Here is a 24538-nt window from a genome sequence, read left to right as displayed (position 1 = left end):
AGGGCGAGGACGCAGCCGATGCTGGCCTCGATCCTTGCATCCGGTCTCGCGGCGGGCGCGATCTACGCGCTGGTCGGCGTCACCTACAACACGATGTTCTCGACCTCGCGGGTGATGAGCTTCACCGCGGGACAGCTTGCGATGTTGGGCGGCGTGTTCGGCTCGATGTTCACGCTGAAGCTCGGCCTGCCGATCGCGGTCGGCTTCGTGCTGACGCTGCTCTGCTGCGCGGTGATCGGGATCATCACCGAATTCGTCGCGGTGCGGCCGGTGCTCAAGAGCCTCGACCAGCATCTCTACGTGCTCTCGACGCTTGCGGTCGCGCTGATGATCCAGCAGGTCACGGCGATCAAATGGGGCACCGAGCCGCAGCCGTTCCCGCGCATCGCAGGATTCGGTGAGGGCGTTTGGGACGAAAAATTCTGGCTGCCGGTTGCCGCCTGCGCCGTCACCATCATCGGCCTCGAATATCTCTACCGCCGCACGCTGGTCGGTCGCGCGTTCCTCGCCATCGCCGAGGACAATTTCGCGGCACGGGCGCTCGGCCTGCCCGAGCGCAATCTGCGTGTTGCGAGCTACGCGCTTGCCGGCGTGGTCGGCGGCATCGCCGGATTTTCCGGCGGGCAATTGTTGCTAGCCTTCTTTGCCAATGGCGCGCTGCTGAACTTCTACGGCTTCGTGCCGGTGGCGCTCGGCGGGCTCGGTAACAACAGAGGCGCGATCATCGGCGGGCTGGCGCTCGGCTTGTTCCAGCAGGCGGCGAACTTCCTGGTCGGCGGCATCTTCTCCTCGGTCGCGGTGTTCACGCTGTTCATCGTGGTGCTGCTCGCGGCTCCCCAGGGGCTGTTCGGCGCCTCGACCGCGCGGAGGGTGTGATGACATCGGTCGCCGCCGCTCCGCCCCGAACCGATAGCGGCGCATGGCGTGCGGCGCTGCCGCACCTCGTGCCGTTCCTCGGCATTCTGGTGCTGGCCCTGCTGCTGCCCTTCGTCAGCAATGATTACTGGGTGCTGATCGGCACCCGCGCGGCGATCTACTGGGTGCTGGTGTCGGGCCTCAATTTGGTCGTCGGCTTTGCCGGCCATCTTGCGATCGGCTATGTCGCGCTGCTGACGCTCGGCGCCTACACCACCAGCGTGCTGGTCGCCGGCAATGTGATGCCGGCAATTCCGGTATTTGCCGCCTTGCCGATCGCAGGCCTCATCGGCGCGATCTTCGGCGTGATCGTCGGCCTGCCGGCCCTACGCCTGCGCACCTTCTACTTTGCGATGTCGACGCTGGGCTTTGCGACCATTGTGACCCAGATCGCACTGGCCTGGCAGAGCGTGACCGGAGGCGGCATCGGCATTGCCGGTCCCGAATTCCCGGCGCCGTTCAACACGCCGTGGGGGTTCTACGGCCTCTGTATCGCTTTCGCGGTCGTCACCACCTGGATGAGCGCCAATGTGGCGCGCAGCCGGTTCGGCCGGGCGCTGATCGCGGTGCGCGACGCCGAGGTGGCCGCCGAAGCCAGCGGCATCTCCAAGCCGAAAATGCTGATCGCGATCTTCCTGTTCGCCGGTGCGCTGGCGGCGATCGCCGGCGGATTGTTCGCGACCTTGCAGACCTACATCACGCCAGACGCGTTCACCTTCGATCTCTCGGTGCTGTTCTTCATCGCGATCCTGATCGGCGGCCGCGGCTCGATCCTCGGGCCGATGCTCGGCACCATCATCCTGACCATCCTGCCGGAGATCGCGGCGCCGCTCGCGGCCTGGTCGACCTTCCTCTACGCGGTGCTGCTGCTCGTGATCGTGCTGGTGATGCCCGGCGGCATCGCCGCGCTGCTCGATTTCCGCAACCGTCGCCCGCTCGCCAGCAACCGCACCATCGTGCCGCGCCCGGCCGCGCTCGCCGCCATCGTGCGCCGGCGCGATTGCGGCAAGACGCTGCAGCTGCGCGGCATCGCGCTGAGCTTCGGCAATGTGAAGGCGATCGACGGCCTCGACCTCGACGTCGCGCCCGGCCAGATCCACGGCCTGATCGGGCCGAACGGCAGCGGCAAGACCACCACGCTGAACGTGATCTCGGGCTATTACGCCGCGAAGGCCGGCAGCATGACGCTCGGCGATGCGGTGCTGGCCGCGGGCCAGCCGGTGATGCGTGCCGCTTGCGGCATCGCGCGCACCTTCCAGACCCCGCGGGTGATCGGCGAAGCCTCGGTGCTGGAGAACGTCATGATCGGCGGTTCGATCGAGGGCAGGGCCAATTTCGTCGAGGCGATGCTGGCACTGCCGCGCAACGGCGCCGACGAGCGTCTGCTCGCCGCCAAGGCGCGCGCGTTGCTCGGCGTCGTTGGCCTCGAGGCGCTCGCCGATGTGCGCGCCGACCGTCTGCAGCACAGCGAACTGCGCTTCATCGAGATCGCGCGGGCGCTGATGCTCGATCCGGACTTCCTGCTGCTCGACGAGCCCGCGGCGGGCCTCTCCAATGACGAGATCGAGCGGCTCGCGATCCTGATCAAGGCGGTCTGCGCCCGCCGCACCGGTGTGCTGCTGGTCGAGCATCATGCCGATCTGATCTTCGACATCTGCCACCAGGTCACCGTGCTCAATCTTGGCCGCACGCTGGCGGCGGGAACCCCGGCGGAGATCCGTGTGCACAAGGAGGTCGTCAGTGCCTATCTCGGCGGCTGAACCCCTGCTTAACGTGAGCGCGCTGGAGTCCGGCTACGGCAAGATCCGCGTGCTGCACGGCATCGACCTGACGATCGCCGCCGGGGAGGTCGTCGCACTGCTCGGTCCGAACGGCGCCGGCAAGACCACGTTGCTGCGCGCGATGTCGGGACTGTTGCCGGTCACTGCCGGGCAGGTCCGGTTCGGCGGACGCGACATGACCAACGCCTCGCCGCGCGATGCCGCGCGTGCCGGGCTGGTGCACGTGATCGAGGGACACCGCGTGTTCACGCAGATCTCGGTCACCGACAATCTGCTGCTCGCCGGCTACGACCTGCCGCGCGCCGAACGGACTGTACGCATCGAAGAGGCGTTGGCGTTCTTCCCCGAGATCGCCGAGAAGCGCCATGAGCGCGGCGGCGCGTTGTCGGGCGGACAGCAGCAGATGCTGACCGTGGCGCAAGGCCTGGTTCGCCGCCCCCGGCTCCTGATGCTGGACGAGCCCTCGGCCGGACTGTCGCCGGTGCTGGTCGATCGTGTCCTCAATGTGATCGGCCGGCTGCGGGAGCAGGGCACCTCGGTGCTGCTGGTCGAACAATTGCTCGAGAAGGCGCTGGCCTGTGCCGATCGGGTCTACGCGCTGGTGCAGGGTGCGATCGCGCTGGAGGCGCCGACCGGCGAGAGTGACCTCGCGCACAGGCTCGAGCGCGCCTATTTCGGCCATGAAAGCCACGCGCTAGGTGCTTGAGCCCGCCTTACCCCGTGTGCTCAAAGGTAAGACTTGGCGCCGGACGCCGATTCTGGCTTCATGAGGCCTCATGCGGCCGGCCCCCCGATTGTGTTAGGATGTGCCGGAGCCTGTAAACGGACGGGATCGGGAAGGTGGTGTGAATGCTGTGCCCGGCCTGTCAAGCCGAGACCCTGACCGAAGATGGCGTCTGCCGGTCGTGCGGGCTGAATTTTTCTGCCGTCTGCCCGAATTGCCGGCATCCCAATCTCGAGGCGGCGCGATTTTGCGGCGCCTGTGGTGAGCGTCTCGACCAGGCCCAGACGGTTGGCGAACGCAAGGTCGTCACCGTGATGTTTGCCGACATCGTCGGCTCCACCGAACTGATCGGCGACAACGATCCCGAGCTTGCGCTCGATCGCCTGCCGCCCGCGCTGGCGCGGATGGGCCATGCGGTCCAGCAGTTTCACGGCACCATCATGCGCAGCATGGGCGACGGATTGATGGTGATCTTCGGTATTCCGCACGCCCAGGAAGACCATGCGCTGCGCGCCTGCCAGGCCGCGCTCGCCATGATGCAGTCGTCGCGGGACAACGGCATCGTGCTGCGCGTCGGCATCCATTCCGGCGAAATCGTCGCGGGCGTGCCCGACAAATTCACCAAGGAGCAAAGCGTCTACGGCGCCGCCGTGCATCTGGCGAGCCGGCTTGAGCATATGGCCCAGCCGGGCGACATTTGCGTCACGGAGTCGACGTTCAAGCTGGTGCAGGCATCTTGCGATGCGCGTGCCCTGGGCCATCAGAACGTGAAGGGATTTCCGCGGCCGATCGGCGTCTACCGGCTGGTCGGCATGAAGCCGTCTCGCGCGCCGTTCCGTGATGCCGTCGTCGGCACCTATCGGGGGCGCGATGCCGAGCTTGCCATCCTCCAGGAGGCATTTGCCGGAGCCGAGCAGGGCGCCGGCAAGGTGATCGGAATTTCGGCGCCGCCAGGTCTCGGCAAGAGCCGCCTGTGCTTCGAAATTGCCCGCAGCGTCAAGGAACGCCTGGTGCCGGTGCAGGAGGCAAGCGCATCGCCCTACGACCATTCCGGTCCGCTACAGCCGCTGCTGGAATTCTTCCGCAATTTCTTCCGGATCGCCTCGATCGACGATGCGGAGACGGCGCGCGCCAAGGTCGCGGCGCGGATCGAGTCCTCGGTCCCCCACTTGATGGAAGACGTGGCGTTGCTCGCCGATTTTCTCGGCATCCGCGACACCCAATCGCCGGCGCCCGCGCTGGATCCAAAGACGCGGCATACGCGGCTCGTCAATCTCGTCGCAAGTCTCGTACGTGACGGCACCCGCACACCGTCGGTGATCATCATCGAGGACATCCACTGGCTCGACGAAGCGAGCATCGAGTTCGTCTCGGCGCTGGTGAATGTTGCGCAGGTCAGCCGCGCCCTGATCATTCTCACGTATCGGCCGACCTATCATGCGCCGTGGCAGGAGGGGCCGGGATTCCACGAAATCCGGCTCGACGAACTGCGCGACGAGGATGTCTCCGCGCTGATCAGCGACATGATCGGCGATCATCCATCCACGGCCGCAATCTCCGACCGCATCGTTGAACGAAGCGGCGGGAATCCGTTCTTTGCGGAGGAGTTGGTCCGTTCGCTGATAGACAGTGGCGATCTGACCGGCCGGCCCGGCGAATACGAGATGTCCGGGCAGGCATCGCCCGAGACGCTGCCGGCTACGGTCCAGACTGTGATCGGTGCACGCATCGACCGTCTCGCGCCGATGGACAAGGAAGTGCTGCAGGTCGGCGCCACGATCGGGCGGGAATTCCCGTTTTCAGTGCTGGCCGAAGTGGCACGTGCAAGCTACCACGATCTCGTCGGTATCCTCGGCCGATTGTCGCATCTCGAGTTGATCCAGGAGGTCGCCAGCGAGATCGAGCACGATCGATACGCGTTCCGCCATCCGCTGATCCAGGAGGTCGCGTATGCGATGCAGCTGCGCACCCGCCGCGTCGAACTGCATCAGGCGGTCGCGAGCGCGCTCGAGCGATTCTACCATAACCGGCTGGGCGAATACGCCAATCTGATCGCGTATCATTTCGAATCGGCCAAGGATTTCGGATCCGCAGCCAACTATCTGGCCCGTTCGGCGAGCTGGATCGGCACGACCAATTCGCGGCTGGGGATGAAGTCGTGGCTCAAGGTTCGGCTGTTGCTGCAATCGTTGCCGCGCTCGCCGGAAACCGATCGGCTGCGCATGCACGCATCCGGTCAAGTGTTGATCCTTGGCTGGCGCGAAGGTATCAGCGCCGAAGAGGCTGCCCCGTTCTTCCGCGAGGCGTTGGCTGCCGCGCGGGACCTCAAGGACTCGCTCTGGGAGGTCCTGCTGCTCGCCGCCTTTGGCCGGGTCTCCGCCGGTACGGGCTCGGCGGACGAATATGTGAGGCAGCTGCTGGAGGCGATCGAGGTCTCCGAGGACCCGAGCATCAGGACGATGATGCAGGTGTTCCTGTGTCAGGCCTACGGCTATGCCGGCAAGCTTCGGGAAGCACTTGCGGCCGGCGAGACCGCGCTCAAGCACATTGCGAGCATCGAGAAGGCCCACGAAGCGCCGCTCGGCTTCAATGTGAAACGATGGGTTGAGGGTCTGCATGCGCGGTTGCTGGCGCGGACGGGCAGTTTCGATGTCGCGCGAGAGAGAATCGCCAAACTGGTCGCCAGCGAGAGCGGCCATCCCGATCCGGCGGTCCTGTTCATTCCGCATCATGCCGGAGTCGAGATGGCCTGGCTGACGCGGGACGAAAAGCTTGCCGATCTTCACAGCCTGCGTATCGAGGAGATCGCCAGGAGAAACGACACACCCTATGTCGCGGTGTATGCGAGCGTCTGCCGCGGACTGGCGCTGTCGCTGGCGGGGGAACACGTTGCGGCGATCCAGAAGATTGAATCGGCGATCCGGCTCGCGCGGGAGGCTTTCGCCGGCCTCGAATATGAAAGCGACATGCTGGCATTCCTCGCCGAGATTCATCTGAGGAGCAACAGCCTGGCCGCGGCCTTCGGCGCCGCTGAACAGGGGATCGCGGTCGCGAGGGAGCGGCGGGCGCGGCTCGCCGAATGCCGCTCGACGCTGGTGCTGGCGCATGTGGTCAACGCGGATAGCTTGCGCTACCCGCAGTATCGGTTGAGCGAGCTGCTTGCGCGGGCCCGGCTTCTCATCGAGGAGACCGGCGCCTCACCCTATGAACGCCTGTTTCCGGTCGTGCAGTCGTCGTCCTGCGGACAAGAAGCGTGAATTCGGGCATGCCGTAGTCGGCGACTGTTTCGACGTGACCGAACTGCTCGCAAAACCGGATCCAGCGCTCCGGCGCGATCCGATAGAGCCCGGTTTCGGCGCGCCCTTCGTCACGCGGCAGCATGAAGTTGACGGCGAAGCCGATCCCGCTGTGGGCCGCAAGATCGGCGAGAATCGCCTCGACATACGTTTCCCACGCCGCGACCGGATGACCGAGCCGGACGTTGAATATCCCGCTTGCCAGAGAATAGTCGGCGAGTGCGCCACACTGCGAACCCTCGGCGAACACGGCCTGCGTGTTGCCGGCCCAGCGGGCGCGGGCGGCCGCGATCATCGCCGGCGAAATGTCGATGCCGCGATAGGTCACCTCGGCATCGCCATGCCGCATTGCCAGGAACTCCAGCAACGCGCCATAGCCGCAGCCGAAATCGTTCAGGCTGAACGGCCGCCCGAAATCGCACAGCTTCACGAGCTGCACGAAGCGCAGATACTGCGAGAGCACGTTCGGCCAGTCGACCCCGAGCGGGGTCGGGCCGTGACGCTCCAGTGTTCCTGAATAATAGTCGCGAACCTTGGCGTGCGGATCGAGCATCGCCGAGGTCAGGTCACTTCTTGCGCGCGCCGGCCTTCGGGCGGTCGGCGTTGATCATTGGCATCGAGATCGTGAGAAAAACCAGAGAGGAAAAATTGAAGACGCGATCGCCTGAGGTCACCTTCACGACGCCCTTCGGAGACTCCGCTGGGTGCGAGGTAAAGTGCACCGACAACGGCCTGCTGCTCTCGAGATTGCCCTGCAGCGATGCGATGATCTGATCGTGTCCAGTCAGCTTCGTTGCCTTGCCGTCGACTGACGCGCCCGTCTTCTTCAGCAGGCCCAGAAACTTGAAAAACCCCTTGCGATCCGCATCGCCAACCGGCGCGATATTGAGCAACTTGAAGGACGTCTCCAGCGTATGCTGCGATGAGAAGACCTTGAACTCCTTCTGAAACTGGACCATTTCGGTCAGGGCTTCGCCAATAAGCCGGGAATTCATCTGTTGCAGAACGTCGGGGACGTAACTGTCGGCAACCAATCCACCCATTGTGTTCCTCCTGAAAAAGCCATGATAGCCCGCTTCCCGGCTTCCGGCTAGCTGTGAGCGGATGGCTGTCCGATGGTACAACCACCGGTTTGCTCCGCTGTCTATGAATTGCTTCACAGAGTTGACCGTGCATGATGCAAAGGCAATGCTTTTCGTGAGCCCCCGGTCCGGTTGGCTTCTTATCCATCCCATTCCACAGTGTTACCATGCGACTCCCCTTTTACTACGGCTGGATCATCGTCGCGGTGACCTTCGTTACCATGGCGATCGGCGTCAACGCGCGCACCGCATTCTCGCTGTTCTATCCGCCGATCATCTCCGAGTTCGGCTGGGAGCGTGGTGTCACGGCGGGGGCATTCTCGTTCGGCTTCGTCGCCTCGGCGATCGCAAGCCCGCTGATCGGCCGGCTGATGGACCGCAGCGGTCCGCGCGCAGTGATGGAGCTTGGCGTGCTGCTGATGGGCTCAGGGCTGCTGCTGGCGCCGCTGACCACGCAACCCTGGCACCTCTATCTCACGATCGGCGTGCTGGTCGGCTCCGGCAGCGTCTGCCTCGGCTATTCCGGCCAGTCGCTGTTCGTGCCGAACTGGTTTATCCGCCGCCGCGGGCTGGCGATCGGGCTCGCCTTCGCCGGCGTCGGCATCGGCTCGGTGACCCTGCTGCCATGGGTGCAGCACATGATCGAGCAGACCGGCTGGCGCACCGCCTGCACCGCCATGGGGATCGTGGTGCTGGTCGTGCTGGCGCCGATCAATCTCTTGCTGCACAAGCGGCCGGAGGATATCGGCCTGCAGCCGGACGGCGATGCCGCGCCGACGGCGACATCGGCCAAGCCGGCATCGAACATCGTCGATCCGGTGTGGGCCGGCACCGACTGGACGCTGTCGCGGGCGCTGCGCACCGCGCGGTTCTGGTGGATCGCGATCGGCTATTTCTGCGGGCTGTACATCTGGTATGCGGTGCAGGTGCACCAGACCAAATTCCTGCTCGACATCGGCTTCAGCTCCAATGTCGGGGTCTGGGCACTCGGCGTCGTCAGCCTGCTCGGCATTCCCGGCCAGATCTGGCTCGGGCATCTCTCCGATCGCATCGGCCGGGAATGGGTGTGGGCGATCGCATGCTTCGGCTTCGTGATCTGCTTTGCGGCGCTGGCTGCGCTGAAATACTGGCCGAGCATGGCGCTGATCTATCTGATGGTCTTCACCCAGGGCGCGCTCGGCTACGGCCTGACATCGGTGATGGGGCCGGTGGTGCTGGAGATCTTCCAGGGCAGGCATTACGGCAGCATTTTCGGTACCGTAATGCTGGCGGCGCTGGCCGGCGGGGCCGCCGGTCCCTGGATCACCGGCCAGCTCTATGATCTGTCGGGCAGCTATACCAGCGCGTTCCTGCTCGGGATCGCCGTCAGCCTGCTGTCCGCCTTCGCGATCTGGCAGGCGTCGCCCGGCAAGGTGCGCGCCGTCGCCGGACAAATACACAAGATCGCGAGCGCGGCCTGAGCCCAGAGCCTTTTCCGTTCCGATGGAATCAGAACGGGGACTCCAGATTCTTGTTTTGACGCGTTTTCTTCACGCGAACCGGTAGCCACTTCGCTCGAAAACGCTCTAGCGGGCGGACGAAACGCCGATAGCGCGCTGCAGGTCGGTGATCGCGCGCAGGAAGCTGTCCGCCGGCGTGGTCTCCGGATCAATCAGGCGGTGCAGCCGGAAACCGTCCTCCAGCGCCAGCACGATCGCGCCGGTCCATTCCGGGTTGAGCGCGCCGTTCCGGCCGGCATTCTTCACCGTGGTGGTGACGATATCCGCGATCAGCTTGCGCCGCGCGCGCAGCCGTTTTGCCAGTTCGGGCCGCCGCTTTTCCGCGCGTGCGACAAACAGGATCATCTCCATGTGCAGCAGCGGTGAGCGGCCGAGCGGGTCCTGCCGGCTGCGATCCATGGTGCGGAGCGCCTCGAGGAAGTCGGCAAGGTTCTGGTGTTGGGCCAGCAGGTCGAGACATCGCCGGATCGATTGCTCGACGTGATCCTCGAGCATCGCGATGATCAGCTCGTCCTTGCTCTTGAAGTTCGAATAGAAGGCGCCGCGGGTGAATCCCGCCGCGGCCGCGATCGCCTCGATGCTGGCGCCGCCGATTCCCTGTTCCTCGAACACCCGCGCCGCCGCCTCGAACAGCTTCTCGCAGGTGTCGTCCCGTGTCGGTCTGGTTCGAACCCTTGACATCCGCGCATTTTAGGGCACAATGCAACTCGATACAAGAGTGTATCGAGTTGCATTTGACAGAAGCTGAATTGCCGCACCCGTGATGGTGCGGTCTTGAGGATGACACCAAGGCGCGCCAGGGTACAGGCACCGGCGCAGCGAACGAACGAGGTCACCATGAACGAGCAAGTTCAGCCGGCCAGCGGCGAGCCGCTTTTCAATCCACTGGCGCCCGAATTCATTCGCAACCCCTATCCGTATTATGAGCGGTTGCGGCGTCTCGACCCGATGCATGTCAATGTGCACGGCGCCTTCGTCGCCAGCCGTCACGCCGAGGCGAGCCTCGTGCTGCGCGACAAGCGGTTCGGCAAGGATTTTGCCGAGCGCAGCATCCGCCGTTACGGCCCGAAGATCCTGGAGGAGCCGGTCTTCCGCAGCATGAGCCACTGGATGCTGCAGCAGGATCCGCCGGATCACACCCGCCTGCGTGGCCTCGTCGTCAAGGCGTTCACGGCGCGCCGGGTCGAGGACATGCGCCCGCGCATCCAGCACGTCGTCGACGAGACGCTCGACCGCATCATCCCGCAGGGCAGGATGGACCTGATCGAGGACTTCGCCTTCCGCCTCCCGGTGACGATCATCTGCGACATGCTCGGCATCCCCGAGGAACACCGCGAGGCCTTCTACAACGGCTCGCGCGACGGTGGCCGCATCCTTGAGCCGGTCCCGCTGTCGCCCGAGGAGATCAAGCAGGGCAACGCCGCCAATGCGATGGCGGCGATGTATTTCCGTCAGCTGTTCGAGCTGCGCCGCAAGCAGCCCGGCGACGACCTCACCACGCAGCTGGTGCAGGCGGAAGAGGACGGCCAGAAGCTCACCAATGAGGAGCTGACCGGCAACATCATCCTGCTGTTCGGTGCCGGCCATGAGACGACCGTGAACCTGATCGGCAACGGTCTGCTCGCGCTCTATCGCAACCCGGACCAGCTCGCGCTGCTGAAGGCCAATCCCGGCCTGATCACCAATGCGATCGAGGAGTTCCTGCGCTACGATTCCTCGGTGCAGCTGACCGGCCGCGTCGCCCTCGAAGACATCGAGGATCTCGGCGGCAAGCGGATCCCGAAGGGCGAGAGCGTGCTGTGCCTGTTGGGCTCGGCCAATCACGATCCGGCTGTCTACCCCGATCATCCCGAAAAGCTCGACATCCAGCGGCCGAACGTGAAGCCGCTGTCGTTCGGCGGCGGCATCCATTTCTGCCTCGGCGCCCAGCTGGCGCGGATCGAGGCCGAGATCGCGATCTCGACGCTGTTGCGGCGAATCCCGGATCTGCGGCTCGATGACGCGGAAAACCCGGAGTGGCGGCCGACCTTCGTGCTGCGCGGGTTGAAGCGGCTGCCGGCGAGCTGGTGACAAACCGGATTTGCGGCAGGACGGCGATCCTGCCGCGACGGCCGGCGTGCACGCAGGCTTGAGCGATAATCCACCTTCGCCTGACGTCGCCGCGGTAAAGCCGCTGTGACTTCGCCATACTTGTCTCTATATTTGGGCTGCTCCGGCCAACGGTTCAGCATCAGCAGGCTGCCGCGGAGCTGGCTCAAAGGGAGACACCGTGCAGACGACGCTGCTCGGACTGGCAATTGCCTTCATCCTTGCACTGGTCGCCGCGCTGGTCGGTCCGTATTTCGTCGACTGGAACCAGTTCAGGCCGCAGTTCGAGGCGGAGGCGAGCAAGATCATCGGCGCGCCGGTCCGGGTTGCCGGCAATCTTGACGCGCGCCTGCTGCCGGCCCCCTCGCTGCGGTTGAAAACCGTCACCGTCGGCGGCGCCAATGATCTCGGCAAGGTTCGCGCCGCCAGCCTCGACGTCGAGTTCAGCCTGAGCTCGCTGATGCGCGCCGAGTGGCGGGCGACCGAGCTCACCGTCAATGGCGTGTCGCTTGATCTCGGGCTCGATCCGAAGGGGCGGGTCGACTGGTCGCCGTCGAGCGGCACCTTCAACCTGGCTTCGCTGGCGATCGACCGTCTCAATCTGACCGGCCGCATCGCGCTGCATGACGCCGCGAGCCACACCACGCTGGAGCTCAACGACGTCGCCTTCAGCGGCGACGTCCGCTCGCTGGCCGGCGCGATCCGTGGTGACGGCAACTTCATGTTCGACGGCAACCGCTACCCGTTTCGGATCTCGTCCGGCCAAACTCCGGATGGCAACGGCATTCGCATGCACTTCAACATTGATCCCGGGCAGCGGCCGGTCTCGGCCGATCTCGACGGCATCCTGAGTTTCGAGGCGCGTGCGCCGCGCTTCGAAGGGGCCCTGGTGCTGGCGGGTACGCCGGGCCAGCGCGGCGGCAGCGATGCACCGCCGTGGCGGATCGCGGCCAAGGTGAAGTCGGATTACTCGGCAGCGCGGCTCGACCAGGTCGAGGTGAGCTATGGCGCCGAGGACCGCGCGCTGAAGCTCGCAGGCAACGGCGATCTGCGTTTCGGCGCAGCGCCGCTGCTGCGCGCCTCGCTCACCGCGCGGCAGCTCGACGGCGACAAGTTTGCCGCCAAGGATAGCAACAACGGCAATGTCGAGCCGGTGCGGGTGCTGCCGGCGATGCGCGCGGTCCTGGCGGGCCTGCCGCAAATCCCGATTCCGGCACAGCTCGAGCTGGCGTCCGAGCAGATCATGCTCGGCGGCCGTCCGTTGCAGGATATCTCGGCAGAGCTGCAATCGGATGCGAAATCCTGGACGGTGCGCCGGCTGGAATTTCGCGCGCCGGGCTCGACCCGGGTCTCGATGAGCGGCGCCAGCGCGCAAGCCGGAGTTGCCAACAGCTTCAAGACCGGGCTCAACATCGAATCGTCCGATCCCGACGCGCTGATGACCTGGCTGCAGGGGCGGAGCGATGTTGCCTATCGCAACCAGAAGCCGCTGCGGCTGCGCGGCGACGTCACGGTGTCGCCGGCCGGTTTTGCGATCGATGCGATGAAGGCGGAGATCGACGGCGGCACGGTCGAGGGCCGTGTTGCGGTCGTGCATCGCGAGGCGACCAGCGGATCGAAGGTCGAGGCGCAGTTGAAGGCGGAGCGGCTCGATCTCGATGCGACCGCTTCCTTCATCCGCTCGCTGGCCGGACCGCAAGCCGAATGGCCCGACGAGGCGCAGCTGTCGCTCGATATCGGGCGCGCGATCTCCTCCGGGCAGGAATTGCGGCCGCTGCTGGCGAAGGTCGCCTATACTCCGAAGGACATCGTGCTCGAGCGCGTGAAGGTCGGACAGCCCGACAATGTCACGCTCGACGGCAGCGGCAATTTCGATCGCGCCAATGCAACCGGCAAGCTTGCGGTCGATGCGACCGCTGCGTCGCTTGGCCGGCTTGCCGCTGTCGTGCAGCCGTTCGCGCCGGCGCTCGCCGCGCGGCTCGGCGTGCTCCGCGCCGATGCCGGCCCGGTCCGCGCCAGGCTTGTGCTCGACCTCGGCAAGGGCAAGGCGGCCGATCGGGTCAGCGCGCGCGCGGCGCTCGATCTCGACACGCCGCAGCTCAAGGGCAATACGGTGATTTCGGCGACGCCGCAGGTCGCTGCGATCCATGCGCTGGATTTCGACGCGCTGACCCGCAGCGATGTTGCCGCCGAGGCAAGATTCTCCGCCGGCGAGGGCAATGCCTTGCTCGCGCTGCTCGGACTTGACCGCGCGGTCGCGGCCGGCGCGGGCCCGGTGCAGATCGAGGGCACCGTGAGTGGCGCGTGGCGCGCGCCGTTGCGGCTCAAGGTCAGGCTCTGGGGGGCGGGGCTCGACGCCGACGCCGACGGGACCGCAGAGCCGTGGGCCAGGGAGGCCACCAAGGACGCCAAATCGAGCGTCAGCCTGCGCGTCCGCAGCGCCGACATCAGTCCGCTGCTCAATCTGAAATCATCCGACCCGGTCGCAAGCATCCGCCTGTCGTCGCGCGTGACGCTCGCAGGCGACCGGCTGATCTTCGATGATCTCGACAGCATCGTCGCCGGCTCGCGGCTGCGTGGCCGCCTCGCGCTGACGCTTGCCGATCAGAAGAGCGTCGAAGGCGAAATCGGCCTCGATCAGATCACGCTGGCGCCGATATTCGCGACTGCGATCGGTGCCGCCGGGCACGATGCGACGGAGCCGCTCGGTGCGGGGCTCACCGGCGCCTGGCGCGGCAAGGTCACGTTCGAAGCGCTGCATGGCCTACTGCCGGGCGGCGCCGAGCTGCAGCCGGTCAGCGGCACCGTCAAGTCGGACGGACAGTCGCTGACTTTCGACGGCATCAAAGGCAAGATCGGTGGCGGCGAAGCGACCGCCACCATCGATGTGCGACAGGGCGGCAACGGACTGGCGCTCAATGCAAACGTGCAGCTGTCGGGCGTCGACGCTTCGGCCTTGCGCTACCGCAGTCTCGCGATGCCCAAGGGACGCGCCTCGATGCAGATGACGCTGTTGACGCAGGGCCGCAGCGCCGCGGCTTTGACGGGCGCGCTGTCCGGCAGCGGCACCGTGACGCTGGAGGGGTTGAACCTTCCGGGTCTCGATCCGCGCGCATTCGACACAGCGATCCGCGCGAGCGATTCCGGGCAGGCGACCGACGACACGCGGTTGAGGCAGATTGTCGAACCCGTGCTCGCAGCCGGTGCGCTGTCGATCGCCTCGGCGCAAATTCCCTTCAACATCCGCGACGGCCGTCTTCGTGTCGCGGCCACCACGCTTGCGGCCAACGGCGCCAACGCCATCGTGTCCGGGGGCTACGACATTCCGGCCGACCAGGCCGACATCCGCGCCGCACTGGCATCGACGCAGGTTGGCACGGCCACTAGCCGCCCGGAAATCCAGCTGCTTGCGATCGGCACGCCCGACGGATTGTCGCGCAGCATCGACATTGCGGCGCTGTCGTCATGGCTTGCGGTGCGCGCGATCGATCGCGAGACCAAACGGCTCGACGCGATCGAGCGCGGTGAACCGGTGCCGCCACCGATCCCGGCGGCTGTTCCGCCACCGGCCGGGCCGGCGCCGGATGCGTCCAACCCTGCCGCGGCGGTGTCTCCTGCGGATGCGCTGGCGCCTGGCCGCGATCCGCGCCGTGTGCCGGCGAAGCCGAAGATCGTGGCGCCAAGACCGTCGATCACCCCGTCGATCATCCCGCCGATCGAGCCGCCGGTTGCCACCGCGCCCTCTGTCGTGCCGCCTGCGCCGGTTGCGAGCCAGCCGCAGGTCGCGCCGTTGCCGCCACCGATCGAGGTCAAGCCACTGCCCGGCGCACTCAGGCCGAAGCCGCTGCGGCCGCCGCTATCGCTGACGCCGCAGGTTGCCAATCCACCACCGCGGCCGGCGTTGCAGAACTAAAGGCCTCTTAAAGCGAAGTGGGTGCCGGTTCGCGTGACGAAAACGCGTCAAGCGACGCGCTGGCTCACGATTGGTGCTGGAGAATATTGATCAGCCTGCCGAAGGGATCGCGGACGAAGAAGCGCCGCACGCCCCACGGCTCGTCGGCCGGTCCGTATTCGATCGCAACCCGCGCCGACTGCATGCGGCGCAGCGCTTCATCGAGATCATCGACCACGATCGAAAGATCGGGCACCGGCGTGCCCGAGCCACCTTCGGATGCGAAGCTGATTTGAACCTGCATCGTTTCGGATGAACCGTAAGTCGCAACCCAACCGAAATCCATCAGCGGCTTGAGGCCAAGGATATCCTGATAGAACGACTTCGCTGCCGCGATGTCTGACGCGGCAACGTTCGCGACGATGCGATTGACCTTCATGCTGAAGCTCGCTCAGCGAGCGACCGTCGGCTCATTGCGACGGTCGGAGAGGCCTCAGGCCTGCTGACGCGTATCGACCTGTTGCGGCCTGACATCGGTCGGCACGGCCGGCGTGGCGCGTGAGCGGAAGTAGTCGAGCACGAAGAGCCGGATCGCCGAGGACAGATTGCCCTGCTGACGGTTGTTGTCGATCTCGCCGACCAATTCCGACAGCGTCATGTTCCGCAGACCGGAAATTTCCTTCATGCCGTTCCAGAAGGCTTCTTCGAGGCTGACGCTGGTCTTGTGCCCGGCGACGACGATCGAGCGCTTAACAACGGGAGACTTCATGATGCGTCTCCGCTTTCGATGCGATGCTGATCGAGTTGTCGCGCGCTGCGCTCGTCGTGAAATTGGTCACGCGCGCGTTCGGATTTGGTGCGACCGAATAGCGCACGATTGGCTTCGGCCTGCTTTGCCGCTTGTTCGCGCTCACCGCGCTTCTTGAATCGTTTCAGGTTGACCACGTCGCCCATGCTCGTCGTCCTCATCGTCCCCACAGCGGACTTGGTGATGCATCGTGACGAAAGCAAGAGCGATCGCGCTGCGCGCCCGGCTCGATATTCATCCCGAATCCCCATTTGATGCCTCTGATAGCATCAAAGAATCCGTTTCGCTCTGCGAAAACTAGACGTCTGTACCACGCGCCAGCGCAGGGCTGATAGGTAAGCAGCCTTAGTCTTTAGGCGTTATGATCCATAATTATATCACGCGCGCTGACCGTAATTATCCGGACATTGAGCGCCTCGCTTTAGCCCGGGTGTGTCATTTTGTCCGGCTGCACAAGGCGATCAAATTCATCCGCGGAAACAAATCCGAGCCGCAAAGCCTCTTCCTTCAACGTCGTTCCGCGCGCGTGCGCCGTCTTGGCGACCTTGGCTGCATTGTCGTAGCCGATCTTCGGCGCGAGCGCCGTCACCAGCATCAGCGAGCGCTGCATCAGTTCGTTGATGCGCTTTTCGTCGGCGCGTATTCCGACAACGCAATGCTCAGTAAATGAGCGGACAACATCAGACAGCAGTTGAATGGAATTTATCATACAATATGCCAAAACGGGCTTGTACACGTTGAGCTCGAAATGGCCCTGGCTGCCGGCGATGGTGATCGTGGTCTGATTGCCGAACACCTGGCAGCAGACCATGGTCATGGCTTCGCACTGGGTCGGGTTGACCTTGCCCGGCATGATCGACGAGCCCGGCTCGTTCTCGGGCAGGATCAATTCGCCGAGGCCGGAGCGCGGGCCGGATCCGAGGAAGCGGATGTCGTTGGCGATCTTGAACAGGCCGGTCGCCACCGAATTGATCGCGCCGTGCACCAGCACATAGGCGTCGTTGGAAGCCAGCGCCTCGAACTTGTTTGCCGCGCTGGTGAACGGCAGCTTGGTGATCTCAGCGACATGCCTGGCGAAAGCGCCGGCGAATTCCGGCTTCGAGTTGAGGCCGGTGCCGACGGCGGTGCCGCCCTGCGCCAGCGGAAACAGCTCCTTCACCGCGACGTGCAGCCGCGCGATGCCGCTCTCGACCTGCGCGGCGTAGCCGGAGAATTCCTGGCCGAGCGTCAGCGGCGTCGCATCCTGGGTATGAGTGCGTCCGATCTTGACGATCTTGGCGAACGCCTCCTGCTTCTGGTGCAACGCCTGATGCAGCTCGGTGAGGGAGGGGATCAGGTCGGCGATGATGCGGCTTGCGGCTGCGATGTGCATCGCGGTCGGAAACGAGTCGTTCGACGACTGGCTCATGTTGACGTGATCGTTCGGATGGATCGGCTGCTTGGCGCCGAGCTCGCCGCCGAGCATCTGGTTGGCGCGGTTGGCGATCACCTCGTTCACGTTCATGTTGGTCTGCGTGCCGGAGCCGGTCTGAAACACGACCAGCGGAAAATGATCGTCGAGCTTGCCGTCGATCACTTCCTTGGCGGCGCTGATGACGGCGTCGGCGCGGCGTGCATCGAGCTGGCCGAGTTCGCGATTGGTCTCGGCCGCCGCGAGCTTGACGATGCCGAGCGCGTGGATGATCGCGATCGGCATCCGGTCGTGGCCGATCTTGAAATTCTGCCGCGAGCGTTCGGTCTGTGCGCCCCAGTAGCGATCGGCGGGGACGTCGATCGGGCCGAAGCTGTCGGTCTCGCTGCGGCTGGCGGCGCTGGATGGTGTCGTCGATTGAGCCATGGATGCTCTCCGTTGCGTCATCAGAACGTGAACCGGCGCGGCGCCGGTTTTCCCGTGCGGCAACGCGATGCGTCGGCGCGGAGGCACGTTCATGCCGAAGATAATCCGGGATGACGATCTGTCATCCCGGTCCTGGCAGGCATCCTACAAGGTCGCGGAGCGATCTGTGCTTAGATTATTTCTTGCGGAAGCGATCGAGACGCACGACCTCGGCGCCTTCGCTGGGCTTCGCGGGCTCTTGCTCGGTCTCGGCCGTCTCGATCTCGACCGCCGCGCGGGCGGCAGGTGCGGGGAGGGGAGAAGCCGGCGCCGTGGCGGGAGGCTCTTCGGACAACGCGTCCGAGACATCGAATCGCAGATCGAACGGCGCTGACGGATCGAGGAAGCGCGTCACCGCGGCAAACGGCACGGTCAGCCGCTCCGGAATCCCGCCGAACGACAGGCCGACCTCGAAGCGATCCTCGGTGACCACCAGATCCCAGAACTGGTGCTGCAGGATGATCGTCATCTCTTCCGGATATTGCGCGAGCAGCCGCGTCGACAGCTTCACGCCGTCGCCGTGCGACAGGAAGGTGATGTAGAAATGGTGCTCGCCCGGCAGGCCATGTTCGGCGGCGTCGGACAACACCCGGCGCAGCACCCCGCGCAGCGCGTCGCGCGCCAGCACGTCATATCGGATGTGATCGGTCGCCATCGTAATCCTGTCGCTTCGAAAATTGGCCGGTAAGCATCGCCGGATCGTCCGACTCGCCCATTTGGCCATGCTACCCCGCCGGGAGCCGGAAATCAGCAGGGTGGGTGGCTGAAATACGGGCGGACGCCCGTTCGGAAATTAAAGTGGAGGCTTCTGTTGCCAGGTGCCTCCGAACCCCGCCTAACGGAGCTTAACCCGTTAGGACTTTAAGATGGTCTTTCAAACTGCGTTACGCAGCCTGAGCAACCGGAGCAAAGTTGTCGTTGGCAACTATTGCATTAGCCCGATAACGGCGGAACCATACCGAGAAAAAACACGCCCTTTACGCCCTCGTCGATCCTATTTCGCCCCCGCCAAAAGCCACCCATGATGGGTTTTGGTGGAGGCGCCGGGTACCGCCCCCGGGTCCGAATGGTTTATTGCGACGGCCATTTATTTCCATAGCCGGCGAACCGGCACCCCCAATATAGGCGGCGCGGACGGAGAAAAACAGAGCCGATTCAGGCTTGTTCAGGTGTGAAAACACGCCGATTTGGGTTGGCCGGGGTCCGCCAGCCGCTTTAGATTTCGCCCATGCCCCCGGAATCCCCGCCGGTCGCCGCCCCGGCGCCGGCTCCCTCCGCACCGTCGCCGCCCCACCAGCCCGGCCTGCTCGAGCTGTTCCTGGCCTTTGCCAAGATGTCGCTGGCCGGTTTTGGCGGGGTTTTGGTCTGGGCCCGGCGCTCGATCGTCGAGCAGCACCGCTGGATGACGGCGGAAGAGTTCAACGAGACCTTCGCGCTGTGCCATTTCCTGCCAGGTCCGAACATCGTCAACCTGTCGGTCGTGTTCGGCGCGCGGTTTCGCGGCATCGCCGGCGGGCTTGCGGCCTTCGCCGGGCTGGTCGGCCCGCCGATGGTGATCGCGACCATCCTTGCCGCGCTCTACGCCCGCTACGGTGATATCGACGTCCTGCGCCGGACGCTCGCCGGCGTGGCCTGCGCCGCGGTCGGGCTGCTGTTCGCCGTCGTCACCAAAATGATGATGCCGCTGTTGCAGCGGCGCGATGTCACAGGCCTGGTCATTCTGGCGGCGGTTTTCGTCGCGATCGGACTGATCCGTTGGCCGCTGCAGATCGTGCTGCTGATGGCGATCCCGCTCAGCATTGCGATCACGATCCTGACACGCCGCATGGTGAGGGCATGAGCCCGGAGCCCAACCCGATCGCGGCGCTGCTCTGGACCTTCGGCCTGATGTCGCTGTTTGCGGTCGGCGGGGCCAATTCGGCGATTCCCGAAATGCACCGTGCCGCTGTCGACGTGCATCACTGGCTGACCGACAAGCAGTTCGCCGACGTGTTCGCGATCTCGCAGCTCTCGCCGGGGCCGAACGTGCTGATCGTGACGCTGATAGGCTATTCTGTCGCAGGTGTCGCCGGAGCATTGGCCGCAACGGTGGCGATGTGCGGGCCGACCGCTCTGCTTGCCTATTATGTAAGCCGTTTCCTCGATCGCTCGCGCGGCGCGCGCTGGCCGGCGATCATTCAGGCGGCATTGGTTCCGCTGTCGATCGGCCTGATGGCCGCCTCGGGCCTGATCGTGGCGCAGACATCAGACCAAAGTTGGATCGCGGTTCTGATCACCATTGTCACGGCGGCGCTCGCGTTTGCGACGCGGATCAACCCCTTGTGGATGTTGCTTGCCGGAGGCCTCTTGGGTTTTGCTGGCGTTATCTGACGAAAATCGCTAGCAAGGCTTGCGGTCAACGCACCACAGCCAAGCCATGCAATCAAAACGGGCGGGACAGCCCTGACGGGGGAAGCGAAGTCATGAGCGATACGCCGAGCGAGGCGCCGGTCAAATCGATCTTGCCGAAATGGGTACGCGGTCCGCAGGACTTTGTCGGCGGGCTCGCCATGATGGCGGTGGCGCTGTTTGCCTTGTGGGCCTCGAGCGATTTGCAGGGCATGCACGGATTTTCGTTCGGCGCCGGAACCGCGCCGCGCATGTTTGCCGTGCTGCTGCTGCTGCTCGGCGGCGCCGTCGCGCTGATGGGACTTCTGCAGGACGGCCCGCATATCGCCGCCTATTCCTGGCGCGGCCCGCTGTTCGTATCCGCGGCCATCGTGTTCTTCGCCGTGGCGATCCGTCCGCTCGGGCTCGTCGTCTCGGCCTTTGCCGCCTTCCTGATCGCAGCGCTTGGCTCGCATGAGACAAGATGGATCGAGGCCATCATTGTCGGCGGCTGTCTGACGCTCGGTTGCGCGCTGCTGTTTCCTTATGTGCTGGGACTTCCGATGCCGATGTTCCCGCGTTTCCTGATTCAGTGAGGGCGAAATGGAGCTGTTTGCCAATCTCGCCCACGGTTTCGTCGTCGCGTTCTCGCCGATCAACCTTCTGATGTGCCTGATCGGTGCGCTGGTCGGCACGCTGGTCGGCGTGTTGCCGGGCATCGGCACCATCGCCACCGTTGCGATGCTGCTGCCGATCACCTTCGGCCTGCCGCCGGTCGGTGCGCTGATCATGCTCGCCGGCATCTATTACGGCGCGCAATATGGCGGTTCGACCACCTCGATCCTGGTCAATATTCCGGGTGAGGCGACCTCCGTGGTCACTGCGCTCGATGGCCACCAGATGGCCCGGCAGGGCCGCGCCGGCCCGGCGCTGGCGATCGCCGCGATCGGCTCGTTCTTCGCAGGCTGCGTCGCGACCGTGCTGATCGCCGTGCTCGGCGCGCCACTGACCAAGCTCGCGCTGGCGTTCGGCCCGGCCGAATATTTCTCGCTGATGGTGCTCGGCCTGATCTTCGCGGTGGTGCTCGCAAAGGGCTCGGTGCTGAAGGCGATCGCGATGATCGTGTTCGGCCTGTTGCTGTCGATGGTCGGCTCCGACATCGAGACCGGCGCCTCGCGCATGGCCTTCAACATCCCGGAACTCGCAGACGGCCTCGGCTTTGCCACCGTGGCGATGGGCGTGTTCGGCTTTGCGGAGATCATCCGCAATCTCGACGCGGGTGCCGAGATGAGCCGTGATCTGGTGCAGCAGAAGATCACCGGCCTGATGCCGACCAGGAAGGACCTTAAGGACTCCGCGCCTGCGATCGTGCGTGGCACGATCCTCGGATCGATTCTCGGCATTTTGCCGGGCGGCGGCGCCGTGATTGCGTCGTTCGCGGCCTATACGCTGGAAAAGAAGATCGCGAAGGATCCATCGCGGTTCGGCCGCGGAGCGATCGAGGGCGTGGCGGCGCCGGAAAGCGCCAACAACGCCGCCGCGCAGACCTCGTTCATCCCGCTGCTCACCCTCGGTATCCCGCCGAATGCGGTGATGGCGCTGATGGTCGGCGCGATGACCATTCATGGCATCGTGCCGGGTCCGCAGGTGATGGTGAAGCAGCCCGATCTGGTCTGGGGCATGATCGCCTCGATGTGGATCGGCAATCTGATGCTGATCATCATCAACCTGCCGCTGGTCGGCATCTGGGTCCGTCTGCTGCGCGTGCCGTACCGGCTAATGTTCCCCTCGATCGTGATCTTCTGTGCGATCGGCATCTACTCGGTGAACAACGCGCCGGTCGACGTCGTCCTCGCAGGCGCGTTCGGCCTGGTCGGCTACTGGCTGATCAAGCACGATTTCGAGCCGGCGCCGCTGCTGCTCGGCATGGTGCTGGGCCCGCTGATGGAGGAGAACCTGCGTCGTGCACTCTTGATCTCGCGCGGCGACTGGAGCGTGTTCCTGTCGCGGCCGCTATCGGCTGTGCTGCTGGCGATCGCGGCAGGCCTGCTGGTGCTTGCCGTGCTGCCGAGCTTGCGTGCCAAGCGCGACGAAGTGTTCGTGGAGTCCGAGGGCTGAGCGTACTGCCGGCCCTGCGTCGGCGCGCCGCAGGCGGAAGTCCAATCGACACTCGATGTCGTCTCGTGAAATGAAAATGCTGGCCGATTTGGCCGGCATTTTTATTGGTCAAACGTTCCCGGGAGGATTCGAAATGATCTCCATTCGCTCGCTTGCGGGCGCATGCCTTTCGGCATTTGCCGCACTGAGCGCCGCAGCCGTGCCGGCGTCCGCGCAGAACTACCCGACCCGCACCATCACCATGATCGTGCCGTTCGCAGCCGGCGGTCCGACCGACGTCATCTCGCGCATCGTCACCGCGAACATGGCGCCGACGCTCGGACAGAGCATCGTGATCGAGAACGTGGTCGGCGCCGGCGGCACCACCGCGACGACGCGCGCCGCGCGCGCCGCCAATGACGGCTATACGCTGGTTACCGGGCATATGGGCACGCACGCCGCCTCGGTGCCGCTCTATCCGAAGCTGGCCTATCACCCGGAGAAGGATTTCGAGCCCGTCGCGCTGCTTGCGGGCACGCCGATCCTGATCCTTGCCCGTAAGGATTTTCCGCCGAAGGATCTCAAGGAATTCGTCGCCTATGTGAAGGCCAATGCCGAGAAGGTCAACGCCGCGCATGCCGGCATCGGCTCGGTCTCCCACGTGTCCTGCGAGCTCTTGAACTCGATCCTCGGCATCAAGCCGGTCGGCGTGCCCTTCAACGGCACAGGACCTGCGATGAATGCGCTGGTCGCCGGCCAAGTCGATTACATGTGCGACCAGATCGTCAACGCGGTGCCGCAGATCAATGCCGGCACCATCAAGGCCTACGCGATCGCGACCGCCGAGCGCAATCCGTCGCTGCCTAATGTCCCGACCACGGCGGAAGCCGGCCTGCCGGATTTCCAGGCCCAGGCCTGGAACGCGATCTTCGCGCCGAAGGGAACCTCGCCCACCATCATCGCCACCCTGAATGCGGCGGCCATCAAGGCGCTCGACGACGAGACCGTGCGCAAGCGCCTGCTCGAGCTCGGCAGCGTGATCCCGGCGCCCGCCAGCCGCACCCCGGAGGCGCTCGCGACCCTGGTCAAGAGCGAGATCGCGAAATGGACGCCGGTGCTCAAGCCGGCCTCTTAATTCAATGCGATCAAGTGGATAGGCAAGGGCGGAACGCAAGTTCCGCCCCTTGTCGTTTGCCGGAAGAGTGTTCATTTTTCAGGGTATAATCGGTGCAATCAGCCGAATCGGCGTGTCGGCCGGCGGCCGCGGCCGCTAAGTTCGCCGCTTCCCCTTGAAGGGTCCGAAACCAACGCCATGAACCAGTATCACGACCTGCTCGAACGCATCCTCGCTGATGGCGCGGAGAAGCACGACCGCACCGGCACCGGCACGCTGTCGATCTTCGGCCACCAGATGCGCTTCAATCTGTCGGCCGGCTTCCCGATGCTGACCACCAAGCGGCTGCCGCTGAAGGCGATCGTGCACGAGCTGCTCTGGTTCCTCGCCGGCGACACCAACATCAAATATCTCAACGACAACGGCGTCACGATCTGGGACGAGTGGGCCGACGCCAATGGCGATCTCGGCCCGGTCTACGGCTCGCAATGGCGCTCGTGGCCGGCGCCCGATGGCCGCAGCATCGACCAGATCGCCAACGTGATCGAGATGATCAAGCGCAATCCGGATTCGCGGCGGCTGATCGTCAGCGCCTGGAATCCGGCCGAGGTCGACAAGATGGCGCTGCCGCCGTGCCACTGCCTGTTCCAGTTCTATGTCGCCAACGGCAAATTGTCCTGCCTGCTCTATCAGCGTTCCGGCGACGTCTTCCTCGGCGTGCCCTTCAATATCGCCTCCTATGCGCTTCTGACCATGATGGTGGCGCAGGTCACCGGGCTGAAGCCCGGTGATTTCGTGCACTCGCTCGGCGATGCGCATCTCTACTCGAACCATATCGAGCAGGCGCGCCTGCAGCTGACGCGGCCGACGCGGCCGTTGCCGACGATGACGATCAATCCCGATGTGAAGGATATCTTCGCGTTCCGCTATGAGGACTTCAAACTCGAAGGTTACGACCCGCATCCGCACATCAAGGCTGAAGTCGCGGTCTGAGGGGCT

The 24538-nt window shown here is 64.9% G+C and carries 21 protein-coding genes and 1 other RNA gene; 13 read left to right on the top strand and 9 right to left on the bottom strand.

Annotated elements, in window-relative coordinates:
• Positions 1-18: 18 nt before the first annotated feature.
• The 4 genes from V5279_RS32730 (at position 19) to V5279_RS32715 (ending at position 6677) form a co-directional block, all read left to right on the top strand.
• Positions 19-876, top strand: a complete 858-nt coding sequence (locus V5279_RS32730) for a branched-chain amino acid ABC transporter permease (protein ID WP_166304948.1) — start codon at positions 19-21, stop codon at positions 874-876.
• The gene (locus V5279_RS32725) at positions 876-2675 is read left to right on the top strand and encodes an ABC transporter permease subunit (protein WP_338691254.1); all 1800 of its coding nucleotides are present in this window, start codon (positions 876-878) and stop codon (positions 2673-2675) included. The genes V5279_RS32730 and V5279_RS32725 overlap by 1 nt, the downstream gene beginning before the upstream one ends.
• Positions 2656-3402 (top strand): ABC transporter ATP-binding protein, encoded by a 747-nt coding sequence (locus V5279_RS32720; protein WP_338691253.1) that lies wholly within the window; start codon positions 2656-2658, stop codon positions 3400-3402. The genes V5279_RS32725 and V5279_RS32720 overlap by 20 nt, the downstream gene beginning before the upstream one ends.
• A gap of 143 nt (positions 3403-3545) precedes the next feature.
• On the top strand, positions 3546-6677 hold the full coding sequence (locus V5279_RS32715) for an adenylate/guanylate cyclase domain-containing protein (RefSeq protein ID WP_338691252.1): 3132 nt from the start codon (positions 3546-3548) through the stop codon (positions 6675-6677).
• Here V5279_RS32715 and V5279_RS32710 read toward each other — a convergent pair.
• A complete protein-coding gene (locus tag V5279_RS32710) occupies positions 6598-7269 on the bottom strand; it encodes a class I SAM-dependent methyltransferase (RefSeq protein ID WP_338691251.1) in 672 nt (223 codons plus the stop codon). The genes V5279_RS32715 and V5279_RS32710 overlap by 80 nt on opposite strands.
• A 13-nt stretch (positions 7270-7282) precedes the next feature.
• A complete protein-coding gene (locus V5279_RS32705; RefSeq protein ID WP_338691250.1) occupies positions 7283-7750 on the bottom strand; it encodes a hypothetical protein in 468 nt (155 codons plus the stop codon).
• Between the two features lie 215 nt (positions 7751-7965).
• On the opposite strand from V5279_RS32705, the gene V5279_RS32700 reads away from it, so the two are divergent.
• Positions 7966-9258, top strand: coding sequence for an MFS transporter (locus V5279_RS32700; protein WP_029078853.1), 1293 nt, complete (start codon positions 7966-7968; stop codon positions 9256-9258).
• Positions 9259-9363: 105 nt separating this feature from the next.
• Here the strand turns inward: V5279_RS32700 and V5279_RS32695 are convergent, their stop codons facing one another.
• Positions 9364-9978, bottom strand: coding sequence for a TetR/AcrR family transcriptional regulator (locus tag V5279_RS32695; protein WP_338691249.1), 615 nt, complete (start codon positions 9976-9978; stop codon positions 9364-9366).
• Positions 9979-10134: 156 nt separating this feature from the next.
• On the opposite strand from V5279_RS32695, the gene V5279_RS32690 reads away from it, so the two are divergent.
• Positions 10135-11367 carry a cytochrome P450 gene (locus tag V5279_RS32690; RefSeq protein ID WP_338691248.1) on the top strand — a complete coding sequence of 411 codons (1233 nt, stop codon included), beginning with the start codon at positions 10135-10137 and terminating at the stop codon, positions 11365-11367.
• A 199-nt stretch (positions 11368-11566) separates the two neighbouring features.
• Positions 11567-15298 (top strand): AsmA-like C-terminal region-containing protein, encoded by a 3732-nt coding sequence (locus V5279_RS32685; RefSeq protein WP_338691247.1) that lies wholly within the window; start codon positions 11567-11569, stop codon positions 15296-15298.
• 64 nt (positions 15299-15362) lie between these two features.
• Here the strand turns inward: V5279_RS32685 and V5279_RS32680 are convergent, their stop codons facing one another.
• The 6 genes from V5279_RS32680 to ssrA form a co-directional block, all read right to left on the bottom strand.
• Positions 15363-15716, bottom strand: a complete 354-nt coding sequence (locus V5279_RS32680) for a VOC family protein (protein ID WP_338691246.1) — start codon at positions 15714-15716, stop codon at positions 15363-15365.
• Positions 15717-15770: 54 nt separating this feature from the next.
• The gene (locus V5279_RS32675; RefSeq protein WP_024580116.1) at positions 15771-16046 is read right to left on the bottom strand and encodes a ribbon-helix-helix domain-containing protein; all 276 of its coding nucleotides are present in this window, start codon (positions 16044-16046) and stop codon (positions 15771-15773) included.
• On the bottom strand, positions 16043-16231 hold the full coding sequence (locus tag V5279_RS32670) for a DUF4169 family protein (protein WP_338691245.1): 189 nt from the start codon (positions 16229-16231) through the stop codon (positions 16043-16045). The genes V5279_RS32675 and V5279_RS32670 overlap by 4 nt, the downstream gene beginning before the upstream one ends.
• Before the next feature lie 275 nt (positions 16232-16506).
• The gene (fumC, locus tag V5279_RS32665) at positions 16507-17922 is read right to left on the bottom strand and encodes a class II fumarate hydratase (RefSeq protein ID WP_338691244.1); all 1416 of its coding nucleotides are present in this window, start codon (positions 17920-17922) and stop codon (positions 16507-16509) included.
• 175 nt (positions 17923-18097) lie between these two features.
• Positions 18098-18616 (bottom strand): SspB family protein, encoded by a 519-nt coding sequence (locus tag V5279_RS32660; RefSeq protein ID WP_166304976.1) that lies wholly within the window; start codon positions 18614-18616, stop codon positions 18098-18100.
• A 142-nt stretch (positions 18617-18758) separates the two neighbouring features.
• Positions 18759-19112, bottom strand: a transfer-messenger RNA (tmRNA) gene (gene ssrA, locus V5279_RS32655).
• Between the two features lie 77 nt (positions 19113-19189).
• On the opposite strand from ssrA, the gene V5279_RS32650 reads away from it, so the two are divergent.
• From V5279_RS32650 to V5279_RS32625, 6 genes are all read left to right on the top strand, one after another.
• The gene (locus V5279_RS32650; RefSeq protein WP_414645860.1) at positions 19190-19801 is read left to right on the top strand and encodes a chromate transporter; all 612 of its coding nucleotides are present in this window, start codon (positions 19190-19192) and stop codon (positions 19799-19801) included.
• Complete coding sequence (locus V5279_RS32645) at positions 19798-20331, top strand: chromate transporter (RefSeq protein WP_338691243.1); 534 nt, start codon at positions 19798-19800, stop codon at positions 20329-20331. The genes V5279_RS32650 and V5279_RS32645 overlap by 4 nt, the downstream gene beginning before the upstream one ends.
• A gap of 92 nt (positions 20332-20423) precedes the next feature.
• On the top strand, positions 20424-20924 hold the full coding sequence (locus V5279_RS32640; protein ID WP_166215051.1) for a tripartite tricarboxylate transporter TctB family protein: 501 nt from the start codon (positions 20424-20426) through the stop codon (positions 20922-20924).
• Between the two features lie 7 nt (positions 20925-20931).
• Positions 20932-22446, top strand: a complete 1515-nt coding sequence (locus tag V5279_RS32635; RefSeq protein ID WP_029078842.1) for a tripartite tricarboxylate transporter permease — start codon at positions 20932-20934, stop codon at positions 22444-22446.
• Positions 22447-22579: 133 nt separating this feature from the next.
• Positions 22580-23560, top strand: a complete 981-nt coding sequence (locus tag V5279_RS32630; RefSeq protein ID WP_166304983.1) for a tripartite tricarboxylate transporter substrate binding protein BugD — start codon at positions 22580-22582, stop codon at positions 23558-23560.
• 177 nt (positions 23561-23737) lie between these two features.
• Positions 23738-24532, top strand: a complete 795-nt coding sequence (locus V5279_RS32625; RefSeq protein ID WP_166304986.1) for a thymidylate synthase — start codon at positions 23738-23740, stop codon at positions 24530-24532.
• Positions 24533-24538 lie beyond the last annotated feature (6 nt).

Source organism: Bradyrhizobium sp. 26S5 (assembly GCF_036923295.1).
GTDB lineage: Bacteria > Pseudomonadota > Alphaproteobacteria > Rhizobiales > Xanthobacteraceae > Bradyrhizobium > Bradyrhizobium septentrionale.
This window is presented reverse-complemented; position numbering and strand designations above follow the sequence as displayed.